Annotated in this window: 11 protein-coding genes; all 11 read left to right on the forward strand. The window is 37.7% G+C overall.

Going from position 1 to position 12,202, the window contains the following annotated elements:
- Positions 1-167 precede the first annotated feature (167 nt).
- Positions 168-1,133, forward strand: a complete 966-nt coding sequence (locus E5331_RS01545; protein WP_123482079.1) for a glycosyltransferase family A protein — start codon at positions 168-170, stop codon at positions 1,131-1,133.
- Positions 1,134-1,474: 341 nt separating this feature from the next.
- Positions 1,475-2,533: a glycosyltransferase family 2 protein gene (locus E5331_RS01550; protein WP_123482080.1), complete on the forward strand. Its 1,059-nt coding sequence runs from the start codon at positions 1,475-1,477 to the stop codon at positions 2,531-2,533.
- 24 nt (positions 2,534-2,557) lie between these two features.
- The gene (locus E5331_RS01555; protein ID WP_123482081.1) at positions 2,558-3,784 is read left to right on the forward strand and encodes a hypothetical protein; all 1,227 of its coding nucleotides are present in this window, start codon (positions 2,558-2,560) and stop codon (positions 3,782-3,784) included.
- Positions 3,753-4,943, forward strand: a complete 1,191-nt coding sequence (locus E5331_RS01560) for a Coenzyme F420 hydrogenase/dehydrogenase, beta subunit C-terminal domain (RefSeq protein ID WP_123482082.1) — start codon at positions 3,753-3,755, stop codon at positions 4,941-4,943. Before E5331_RS01555 ends, E5331_RS01560 begins: the two co-directional genes overlap by 32 nt.
- Complete coding sequence (locus E5331_RS01565) at positions 4,940-6,031, forward strand: polysaccharide pyruvyl transferase family protein (protein WP_123482083.1); 1,092 nt, start codon at positions 4,940-4,942, stop codon at positions 6,029-6,031. Before E5331_RS01560 ends, E5331_RS01565 begins: the two co-directional genes overlap by 4 nt.
- An 8-nt stretch (positions 6,032-6,039) precedes the next feature.
- Positions 6,040-7,131: a glycosyltransferase family 4 protein gene (locus tag E5331_RS01570; RefSeq protein ID WP_123482084.1), complete on the forward strand. Its 1,092-nt coding sequence runs from the start codon at positions 6,040-6,042 to the stop codon at positions 7,129-7,131.
- Positions 7,132-7,249: 118 nt separating this feature from the next.
- Positions 7,250-8,578 (forward strand): AAA family ATPase, encoded by a 1,329-nt coding sequence (locus E5331_RS01575; RefSeq protein ID WP_135986170.1) that lies wholly within the window; start codon positions 7,250-7,252, stop codon positions 8,576-8,578.
- Entirely contained in the window at positions 8,575-9,237 is a 663-nt protein-coding gene (locus E5331_RS01580; RefSeq protein ID WP_135986172.1) for an HNH endonuclease family protein, read from the forward strand. Before E5331_RS01575 ends, E5331_RS01580 begins: the two co-directional genes overlap by 4 nt.
- A 208-nt stretch (positions 9,238-9,445) precedes the next feature.
- Positions 9,446-10,522 (forward strand): DUF1972 domain-containing protein, encoded by a 1,077-nt coding sequence (locus E5331_RS01585; protein WP_123482087.1) that lies wholly within the window; start codon positions 9,446-9,448, stop codon positions 10,520-10,522.
- A gap of 72 nt (positions 10,523-10,594) precedes the next feature.
- Positions 10,595-11,500, forward strand: coding sequence for a glucose-1-phosphate thymidylyltransferase RfbA (gene rfbA, locus E5331_RS01590; RefSeq protein ID WP_136013199.1), 906 nt, complete (start codon positions 10,595-10,597; stop codon positions 11,498-11,500).
- Positions 11,501-11,693: 193 nt separating this feature from the next.
- Positions 11,694-12,202 (forward strand): dTDP-4-dehydrorhamnose 3,5-epimerase (gene rfbC / locus E5331_RS01595; RefSeq protein ID WP_136013200.1); only part of this gene is annotated, 509 nt, incomplete at its 3' end.

Below are 12,202 nucleotides of genomic sequence, written 5' to 3' on the forward strand. Positions count from 1 at the left end.
TACCCCTCTGATACGAGTAAAGGGTGACATCGAAAATAATAGAGTTGATTTAAGCTGTGTATTTAAATCAACTCAAACAACAGCTTAAATCAACTCAATTTGTCTAATCAATTGCAGGGAATCAGCCGCGAATGATCCCCTACACGGAACGGTCTAATATTGTCAATATGAATGAAAATAAAAAATTGAATAAGCCATTGTCGTTTGCTCCTGTTATTATTCCGACATTGTGTAGATATGATCATTTGAAAAAGTGTGTGGAATCCTTAATGAAGTGTACCTGGGCAGAAGAAACAGAAGTATATATTGGTCTTGACTATCCTCTAAAGGAATCTCATTGGGAGGGATATAAAAAAATAGAACAATATTTGAACTCTCTTAAAAAAACGCATTTATTCAAGACTCTTCATGTGGTAATACGTTCTACGAATTTAGGTATTGGTCCAAATGGTAATTCTGAAAATCTTCGTGATATTGCGTTTAAAAATCATGACAAATTAATTTTTACTGAAGATGATAATATTTTTTCACCTTCATTTCTTGTGTTTATTAACGAAGGTCTTGAAAAGTTTCGAGATGATTCTTCAGTATTTGCAATCAATGGTTACCGGCATTTTTATGATGTAAAATTTATGAATAATAATTTTTATCGTCAAAATGTTGATTTTTCGGCATGGGGTTATGGTATTTGGAGAGACCGATATTATAAGTTAAAGGAAGCAAGTAATTCAAAATATTGGCGTTTAAAAGCGATTAATCCATTAAATTGGTTTAGAATTTATAAAAATGGTTGGAATAGGGTATTGGGCTTTATTAGTCTTGTATATAAAACGAAAGTTCTATTTGATAACGAGAAAAGTGTGTACATTGCTATAAACAATATGGACGTTATTATGCCTAAAGAATCAATGGTTCGTAATTTAGGATGGGATGGATCTGGTGAACATTGTAAAACTGTAGATAAAAATCTCATAGTTTCACATATAACACAACCCATCTATACCCACACAACTTTTGACTATAAAGGGAATGGGAAAGAGTATTACAAGGAAAATAAGAAGATTTATGTGAATCAATCTTATGGACGTATTTCATTTAAGGACTTATTGAAAAATATAATTCAGAGATTTTGAATTTATGTAAGCGGTAAGTGGAAATTCCCTGTGAATATTCAATTTTGGTAAGTATTCAATTTTAATATCTGCCAATGAAAGGGAATAATGCATATCTTTGCACTGATAAATTTTTAAATTGAAAGAGAGGCGGGTATGTGAGATATTATAATTTATAGTGATTGAGTATGCTGATGCTTAATTCTGGGATGTTTTACGCATTTTTTTACTTTGTTGTTTACTTACAGTGCTTATATTTTAAAATATTCTATGTCGATATGCTCGAATGAATGCCTCGTGGAGTATTGATACAGAAGTACTGCAAGCAGAATAACGTATAATACAATTCTATTGTCGTAAATGTGGATGAAAACTCTCCCTTTAGGGTGGTGGAGTCAGATATTAATATAAAGGACTTTGAAATCCTTTCTCCTAACCCCACAAGTCAAAGAAGGACGCTTACTGTTCACGGTTTGGTAGAAATGAATAATTTAGATATCGTATATAAGTTTATGAGTGAAAATATTAAAATGCTTAGAAGATTAAATTCGGATAAAGATAATCCGATTAATAAAGATATTGCGATAATAATTCTTAATTATAATAGTGAGGTAGATACGATAAAATGTGTTAAATCACTTCAAGAACAGAGATATGATTCTTTTGAAATAATTATAGTTGATAATTGCTCTAAAAAGCCGTCTCTTAATGTTATTAGAAATTTCTGTTATAATGAATCAATACATCTTATTGAGAATAATAAGAATAATGGATATAATGCTGGAAATAATATTGGATTGAAATATGCATTTAATAAAGGTTATAAGTATGCACTGATTGCAAACCCTGATATGGAATTTCCTGATAAAGATATGTTGCAGATTCTTGTTGATAGAATGTCAAATGATATTGTTGTAGTTGCTCCAGATATACGAGGTATTGACAATTCTCATCAGAATCCATATAAGCGATTAGGGGACTGGAAACATTCGTTTTATTGGATAGGTAATGTGATTCGATCTATTATTGATTCGAATGCAAAGGATTCCTTATTTGATGATTGGAGTAAATCACATTATTGTGCCATGGTGAGTGGATGCTGTTTCTTGATTGATTTGAAATTTGTTGATGCTATTGGATACTTTGATGAGGGTGTTTTTCTGTATTGTGAGGAATCAATATTATCTCGACAAGTTGAACAGTTGAAATATAAGATGTGGTATTGTGCTAATACTTATGCAGTACATGCACATATAGAAAAAGCCAAAGGAAATCCGAACCCACGAATAAGAATTTGGTATAGATCAAAAAAATATTTTATACGTAATTATAGTGGTAATAGTTGGATCGGAAGGCAAATTGCTTATTTTTCGGCTTGGCTAAATTGTATGGTTCAATTGATGATACATTCGGTTAAATAATGGAGACATTATAATGAGGATGTTATGATAGATATATGTCGAAATAAAGATATTTGGAAGAAGATATTTATTGGTATAATAGTATCTTTATCTATTTCTCCATCTTTTGCAACAAGTGATTTGGATAATAGGAATTTTTTGTTAATAGGATGTATGTGTTTGGGTCCAATTATTTTTTTATATTTGAGAAAAGTAATATGGAAAATAGATAAGTATATTATAATATTGATTGGAATGATATTCATTACCCAGACAATATTTAATTTTACAAGTATTCGAATAACGTCAATATTATTCTCAATAATGTTTTTTATATATTATTTGATTGCTATTCGAACGGCACTTATAGCTCAGATAAATTATTCGAATATGTGTATGATAACAAAATATTTGATTTATGCATATTTTATAGTATTGTTAATTCAGCAATTTTGTGTATTACTAGGATTGCCTGTATTTAATCAGTTAAATGCTTTGGAAAATCCTTGGAAACTGAATTCTTTATCCGCAGAGCCAAGTCATACATCCAGATATGTTGGAATATTAATGTATAGTTTCCTTGTATTTCAAGATAAAATAAAAAAATACAGAATAAATTTTAGAGATAGTTACAAAGAAAATAAGAAGATTTGGATAGCATTCTTTTGGATAATGTTCACAACAGTGAGTGGTACGGCATTTATTGTTGTGGTATTGATATTATCACGTTATCTTACACATAAGAATATTGTTATTGCGGTTGGGTTGTTATTTATTGTTTTTACAATTGGTGTCTCTTCTGATATTACAGCATTAAGACGAGCTACCCTTTTCCTATCAGCCGTTGCTACAGGAAATGCTGAGGCTATGATTGGTGCAGATCATAGTGCATCTGTCCGTATAGTTCCGTGGATGTTATGTATTCAGCGAATTAATCCTTTTTCATTAAATGGATGGATTGGTGAAGGAGGTGGTTCTACTGCTGCATGGCTTTATCAATATATGCCAGGTGTGCGAGAGGGTTTTATAGGGGGAGGAATGGCAGCATATACACTTGAATATGGTCTTTTAGTTGGTTTACTCTTTTTATATTTTTCATTAAGATGTTGTTATGATAAAAAATATAAAATATCAACTATTGGTTTGTGGATTATGTGTGTAGTTTTGATAGGGGTAAATTCTCAGATAGGTTGGCTTTGTATTTTAATGCTTTATTTAGATAAAAATTTATACGTGACAAATGCGAACAAAAGTATTCTACGACTTGCCTGAGACTGCGTGTTATGGTTGTCAGGCATGTGCTCAGATATGTCCAGTATCTGCGATTAGTATGGTTCCTGATGAAGAAGGTTTTCTTTTCCCGCAAATTGATACGGATAAATGTATAGAATGTAATTTGTGTGAGAAAACATGTCCGACACAAAAATCAGTATCTAACCCATTATTTAATGCGGTTCCAACAAATGTTGATGCTGCATGGGAAAAGGATTTTGATGCAAGACTTGAATCTACATCTGGGGGAGCATTTTATATCTTTGGTAAAAAATGGATTGAGGATGGCGGCGTGGTTTATGGTGCAGATTTTGATGATAAGCTACAGGTCTGTCATTGTAAGGCTGTGACCATAGAAGAATTACAAAGACAACGGGGATCCAAATATGTGCAAAGTAATCTATCCGGAATTTTAAAAGCTGTAAGAACGGATTTAAAGGCTGGTATAAAGGTATTGTTTTCCGGTACACCTTGTCAGGTCGCCGGTTTGAGGGCATTTTTAAAGAAGGATTATCCTAATTTAATATGTATTGATTTAGTATGTCATGGTGTCCCAAGTCCTCTGATTTTTTTAGAACATTTAAAATATGTGGAAAATATGAGTGGCAAGCAGATTGTCGATTATAAATTTAGAGGAAAGGAACGCTCTGGATGGCGGGCTTATATAAAATATATATTCAAGGATAAGACTGTTGAAAAGAGATTTTTGGGAAATGATTTCTATGCATATTCCTTTTATCGGTCTCGATTTAATCGAAGAAGTTGTTTCTCATGTGGATTTTCTCATGCAAAAAGAGTAGGAGACATTACTCTTTCCGATTTTTGGAATGCTGAAAGATATTCAAAGGAACTTAGAAAGCAACGGAAATATGGGTTTAATATGATTATGTGCAATACGGAAAAAGGTCGGAATTTGTATAATGAAACGATCTCAAAATTTGGACGTATAGAATTGCCTCTACAAATTGCAGTTGATGGAGATGTGAGATTGAGACATGCAGAAAAGGCTCCATTGGATAGGGATAGTATATTTCAAGAATACCATACTCATGGATATGAGTGGTTGGTAAATAATAGAGGACCTAAAAATTCTATTGCGTCACGTCTGACACCAACTTGGGTTAAAAATCTTATATATGAAATAAAGTCCAGAATATGAAAATTGGAATATTGACAAGACGTTACGGTTATAATTTCGGGTCTGCACTTCAAGGATTTGCAATCATGCAATTAGTGAAAAATCAGGGGCATGATGTAGAGGTGATAAAATATGATGAAACTTCAAATCATTGGTTATGGAAAATTAGACCATTTGTAGAATTTATACAATATAAAGTTGGATTATCATTTTCAAAAAGAAAGAAGAAATATTTGGAGCAACGGTTTAAACAAGAATGTTTGTTTAAGCAGTTTGAAAATAAATATTTTAATTTGACAGAAAGGTGTTTCAGAAATAGCGGATCATTGCGGAAACAATCAAATAAATATGATAAGATTGTAATAGGGAGTGATCAAATTTGGAATCCATATTTTTTTGATCCATGTTATTTGGGTAGTTTTATACCTGTAAATGAAAGGGATAAAATAGTGCCGTATGCCCCAAGTTTTGGAACATCAAATCTTGATTTGATTTCGTCGAAGCAAATTGAATTAATAAAGAGTCTTAAGCATTTATCTTGTCGTGAAGAGGAAGGCTCAAATATCTTGAAAAAATTTACAGGTAAAGATATTCCAGTGGTTCTTGATCCAACGTTGATGATTTCTGAAGAAATTTGGAATGATATAGCAGATAAGTATGTAATGTCTGTTTTGCCAGAGAAATATTTATTAACATATTTTTTAGGGTCAAATATTCCTCAAGATGAAATAGATCGTTTGAAAAATAAATATGGACTACCGGTTGTTAATATATCTATTTTTAATCGAATTAATGATGTTGACTGTGATTTAGAGGTGTCAGATGTGGGACCGGGGGAATTTCTTTATTTAATAAAAAATGCGGATCATGTTGTTACCGATTCGTTTCATGGAACAATATTTTCTCATGTTTTTAAGCGAAAATATACTGTGGTTGAGCGTTTTAATGAAAATGATTTAAGGAATGAAAATTCTCGAATATATACCTTATTAAAGATTTTTGGGGAACAGGATAGATTATATAATAAGCATTTTGAAAAGACGGATAATTGTTTGCAAAATAAGAGACAATTTTCATTGGAATATTTAAAAAATGCAATAAACTCTTGATTCAAATTATGAGATTATTGATAGATTGTCATTGCTTTGATTTTGAGATAAGTCAAGGTATAACCACTTATATTCAAGGTATATATTCTGAATTGCCGGATTTGGCTCAGGATATTGAATTTTTCTTTGTCGCTTCCAATATCGGAAAGATTAAGAGAATTTTTGGAGAAAGGGAAAATATTCATTATGTACCTCTCGTATCAAAGAATAAGATTTATAGATTGCTTTTTGAAATACCGGATATTATACGGAAGAATAATATAGATGTAGCACATTTTCAGTATGTGTCTCCATTAATTAAGAATTGTAAGACGATAGTGACATTGCATGATATTCTATTTGTGGATTATCCTCAATATTTTCCATTTCCATACAGATTTTTTAAGGGTGCAGCTTTTAAATTGTCGGCAAAACGTGCTGATTTGTTGTGCACTGTATCAGATTATTCCCGTAAACAGATTGAACATCATTATAAATTAAATGGAGATGATATCGTAATCACTCCGAATGCTGTAAGTGAGGACTTTTATTCTATAGATGGAGATAGACCGAAAGATTTTCCGGAAAAATATATTCTTTATGTAAGTAGAATAGAGCCAAGAAAAAATCATGTCGCTTTAGTGAGGGCTTTCAACCGTTTGAACCTTGCAGAGAAAGGATATGAATTGGTTTTAATTGGTCGTGAGACTGTGCCTACTCCGGAACTTCATCAGGTATTGGATGAATTAAAGGATAATGTGAGATATAGAATTCGAGTCATACATCAGTCTCCATTCGCAGAATTGAAATTATGGTATAAATATGCAGATTTATTTATATATCCTACGGTTGCAGAGGGGTTTGGAATACCACCGATAGAAGCCGGAGCTGCAGGGGTGCCCGTAATATGCAATAATGCGACTGCTATGTCTGATTTTTCCTTTTTCGGAAATAATCTTATTGATTTTTCGGATAAAAATATATTGGATAGAATAATAATGAATTGCCTGAATGATAGAGATTCTGATAGACTAAATCTTATTTCAAAAGAGATTAAACAAAAATATAATTGGCATTCAATAGCTGAAGAATTTAATAAGTCTCTGAATGCCTTTAGATAAGAAATTTATGAATCCAAGCCGGATAGTGAAGTGGAATTTATCAAAAAATGGGTTAAGGTTGCGTTATATCTGTTTTTTTTTGTAATTTTGAGATGTAGAAAGCAATTCCCAAATTAGCATGAAAAAGATCACACTGTATAATTTCCGTTGTTTTGAAAATTTTGAATGGGATTTTACTCCCGGAATCAATCTCATCGTGGGAGATAATTCCAGTGGTAAAACATCTTTGCTGCGGGCTTGTAGACTTGTGGCAGGGAGTTTTTTTGCCGGATTCAGCGATGAGAATACAGTGTGGCCCGGTCCGGAAGCGGCTGATTTCAGGGATGTCATTGTCGATGGAGTAAAATTGCCTGTAAAAGCTATTGAAATCCAATTTTTATTGGATGCGGAAATGTATCCTGATATAGATATGGCTTTTAAACGGGGGGATGATGAAATCGCGTTTAATCCATCAATGGCTAATCCGTATTTTTTACGGAAAAATAGTCCAAAGAATACTAAGCAACTTACTTCCGGAATCTCTGCTTATAAGGCTTATTGTAAGGCTCTACAAGAGAATGAGAATCAAAATTTGCCTTTGCCTCTATTCGCTTTTTTCTCTACTGAAGACATTCATGCCTCAAGAAAGATAGATGCCGGAAAATTCAAGGAGGAGTATCTCAAAAGATCTTTCGGTTATTATTTTTGTCTTGACAGCAACGGGCTTTTGCCTTATTGGGAGAAACGTCTTCTTGTGATGAAGGAATTGCAACAAGACTGCGTGGAGGTGAAGGTGGTGACTGATGCATTGCTAAATGCGCTTGGTGAGTCAGGATGTGGAATTTTACGGGATGTATCTGTTCGTCCGATGAGAGGAAAGGTTTATTATACTCTCGCTGACGGGCGTGTGGTTGATTCTGCGATATTGTCTGATGGATATAAGCGGCTCGTGAATATTGTGATGGACTTGGCTTTCAGATCGTATATTCTGAATCGTCCTACTTTCGGAGCGGATGCCTGTAAGTATTCAAGAGGTACGGTATTGGTTGATGAGGTTGATCTTCATCTGCATCCGTCGTTGCAGGTAAGGGCACTTCCTTCAATTGCCGCTACTTTCCCGGGAATACAATTTATAGCCACAACTCATGCTCCTCTTGTGATGTCGAGTGTCGGAAATAACGAACGGGATACTGTAAGCAAGATTGAGTTTGATGGTAGAGATTCTTATTCACGTGTAGCCATAGATGCTTTCGGTTTTGATGCCTCTTCCATTATGACAAGCATTTTGGGCGTGTATGACCGCGACATTAATGTGCAGCATGATCTTGATTCTTTGTTCGGGCTTATAGATGATGAAAGGATTGAAGAGGCACGGGCAATGTTTGATGCCATGAAAGAGAAGTATGGCAATTTACCTGATCTTGCACGGGCCGGAGTGACGATTGATTTTTTTAGCCCGGAGTTATGATTACCATAGAGAAGCAAAAGCAGCCCGGTAGTCTTATCTCATTCAAGAAGAATGGTGGGACTGATTATCTTTCGCTTGACAAGGATACGAAGAAAGATATAGTGGATTCTCTATTAGAAGAACAGGGTTATCTTTGTGCCTATTGTATGCGTAGAATCCCTCGTCATGAGAAAAACGGAGATAAGGGGTATCTGGATGATCATGTGCGGATAGAGCATGTCAGAGACCGGGAACATAATCCGGAATTGCAGCTTGAATATAAGAATATGGTGGCAGTTTGTCCCGGATTTCTTAGAAGCATCCCTCATTGCGACCGCAGTAAAGGTTCACGGTCAATCACACTGTCACCGTTTGATCCTGAATTGGAAAAATCGATCTCTTATGCTACAAAGGATGGAGGTATCAAATCTGAGAATCCTGATTGGAATAAGGATCTGACAGATGAAGATCTTTTGAATCTGAATCATGAAGGGTTAAAGATTGCTCGAAAGAATGTAATTTTTGAAGTTATTGCTATCCTTGGCAAAAAAGGATGGACTAAGATTAAACTTGAAAGGGAGTTGGATAATTGGAATCATCGTGATTCCAATGGATATTTGCGTGAATATGCGGGTGTGGTCAGATATTTTATTAAGAGAAAATTGAGGACTATTAAATAATCAATAGATTCCTTCAAAACATAAAAATATTGGTATTTACCTGAAAACTCAATTTTTTTTTGAAGCTCTTGTTTTGCTTGAGCTTTCTCTGTTATACTATCATTTGAAAATTTTTGATTTGTTGAGACATTAACAACGGATTGCGTGCTTGCTCGATTTGCCAATATGAGTTTATTTAGGTGCGCAGTCTATTCTCACATTTATTTTTATGAAAGTTGCGATTATAGGCACGGTGGGCGTGCCTGCCAACTACGGGGGGTTTGAGACTCTCGTGGAGCAATTGGTGCGTCATAACTCTTCGGATGAGATTCAGTATGCTGTGTATTGCAGCAAGAAGTCGTATGATGAGGAGAGATGGGTGTATCATGGAGCGAAGACTGAGTATGTGGGATTGAATGCCAATGGCATGCAGAGTATCCCGTATGATATATTGTCGCTGGTGAAGGCTGCCAGAAACAGTGATGTTATACTTGTGTTGGGTGTGTCGGGATGTGCTTTCCTTCCGATATTCCGGTTGTTCTCTAAGAAGAAGCTGGTGATCAATATTGATGGTCTGGAGCATAGGCGTGACAAATGGAACAAATGGGCACGGAGGTTCCTGAAGTTCTCGGAGAAACAGGCTGTGAAATATGGCGATGTCATTATTACCGACAACAAGGGTATCACAGATTACGTCATGGAGGAGTATGGCAAGCCTTCGGAACTTATCGCATACGGAGGTGATCATGTGTTGACTTATCCGGATGAGGAGCTTGTCGGCAGGACGATGAAGGAGTATGGCATTGAGAAGGATAAGTATGCCATGGCTCTTTGCCGAATAGAACCGGAGAATAACGTGCATACCATTCTTGAGGCTTTTGAAAATGCTAAGAAAAGATTGATTTTCATAGGCAACTGGAATAAGAGTGAGTATGGCAGGAATCTTGCGGAGAAGTATAAGAATTCCGAGTATGTGAAGATTACACCGGCTGTATACGACCTTAATGTGCTGAATGTATTGCGTAGCAACTGTTCGATATATCTGCACGGTCATAGTGCTGGGGGCACAAATCCCTCTTTGGTGGAGGCGATGTTTTTCGCTAAACCGATTTTTGCATTCGACTGTGTGTATAATCGCGAGTCGACGGAGAATAGGGCGGTCTACTTTGCATCGTCGGATGATCTCGTCGGCAAACTGAATGACTCAACTATTGACTTGGCAGCCAACGCTGCTGCTATGGCGGAGATTGCCGACCGCCGTTATCGCTGGGAGACAATCGCCCGCCAATACGAAGCATTATATTAACTTTTTTCCTGCGGATTTGCGCGCGGTTTGAGCGTTTTTGCGTAAATTTGTGGGACTTAATCCGTATTTCTTATGAAAGGTATCGTTCTTGCCGGTGGGTCCGGCACTCGGTTGTATCCGATTACGAAGGGGGTGTCGAAGCAGATGCTCCCAGTGTTTGACAAGCCGATGATCTATTATCCGATCTCGACTCTGATGCTGGCGGGGATAAGGGATATCCTTATCATCTCGACGCCTACTGATCTGCCGGGGTTTAAGCGTCTGTTGGGTGACGGATCGGACTATGGCGTGAAGTTCACGTATGCGGAGCAGCCGTCGCCGGATGGTCTTGCGCAGGCGTTTATCATTGGTCGTGAGTTTATCGGTGATGACTCGGCGTGTCTTGTGCTGGGCGATAATATTTTCCATGGTGCGGGCTTTTCGTCGGTGCTGAGGGAGGCTGTCGCTACGGCTGAGAACGAGGGTAAGGCTACGGTGTTCGGCTATTGGGTGGATGACCCGGAGCGTTACGGCGTGGCTGAGTTTGACAGGGATGGCAATTGCCTGAGCATTGAGGAGAAACCGGAGCATCCGAAGTCGAATTATGCCGTGGTCGGGCTGTATTTCTATCCGAACAGGGTGGTGGATGTGGCTGCGACGATCAAGCCGTCGGCACGTGGTGAGCTTGAGATCACGACTGTGAACCAGGCGTTCCTAAAGGATGGTGAGCTGAAGGTGCAGACGTTGCCGCGTGGTTTTGCGTGGCTGGATACTGGCACGCATGATTCTCTGGCGGAGGCATCGATCTACGTTGAGGTGCTGGAGAAGCGTCAGGGGTTGAAGATTGCGTGCCTGGAGGGGATTGCCTACCGTCAGGGGTGGATCTCGAGGGAGAAGATGGTGGAGCTGGCGCAGCCGATGCTGAAGAATCAGTATGGGCAGTATCTGCTGAAGGTGGTGGATGAGCTGGGCAGGACCGGGAATGGGAATCTGGACTGAGTGTCTTGGACGGCTTGGACGGCTTGGACGGCTGGGATTTTTTGGACTAATTGGACTTCTTGGACGGCTGGGACTTCTTGTAATTGGGATTGTTGTGGTCGAAGTGGTCGAAGTGGTCTAAGAAGTCTAAGTGGTCAAAGAGGTCGAGGAGGTCGAAGAAGTCGGAGAGGTCTTAGTGATAAAATTTGATGATATGAGAGTTATAAAGACAGATATAGAGGGGGTGGTGATCATTGAGCCGCGCGTGTTTGAGGATGCGCGGGGGTATTTCTTTGAGAGCTACAGCCGGAAGGCGTATGTGGAGGCAGGTATCACGGCTGAGTTTGTGCAGGATAATGAGTCGTGCTCGACGAGGGGTGTGATGCGTGGTCTGCATTTCCAGCGTCCGCCGTTCACGCAGGCGAAGCTGGTGCGTTGCGTTAAGGGACGTGTGCTTGATGTGGCGGTGGATATCCGTAAGGGTTCGCCGACTTACGGACAGCACGTGGCTGTGGAGCTGTCGGAGGATAACCACCGTCAGTTCTTCATACCTAAGGGTTTCGCGCATGGGTTCGCGGTGCTGAGCGATGTGGCAGTGTTCCAGTATAAGTGTGACGAGTTCTATCATCCGGAGGCGGATGGGGGTATCTCGATCCTTGACGGGAGCCTGGGCATTGACTGGCATGTTGATCCGGCAGAGGCGATCCTGTCGGAGAAGGACAC

It is taken from the genome of Lepagella muris (assembly GCF_004793975.1).
Lineage (GTDB): Bacteria > Bacteroidota > Bacteroidia > Bacteroidales > Muribaculaceae > Lepagella > Lepagella muris.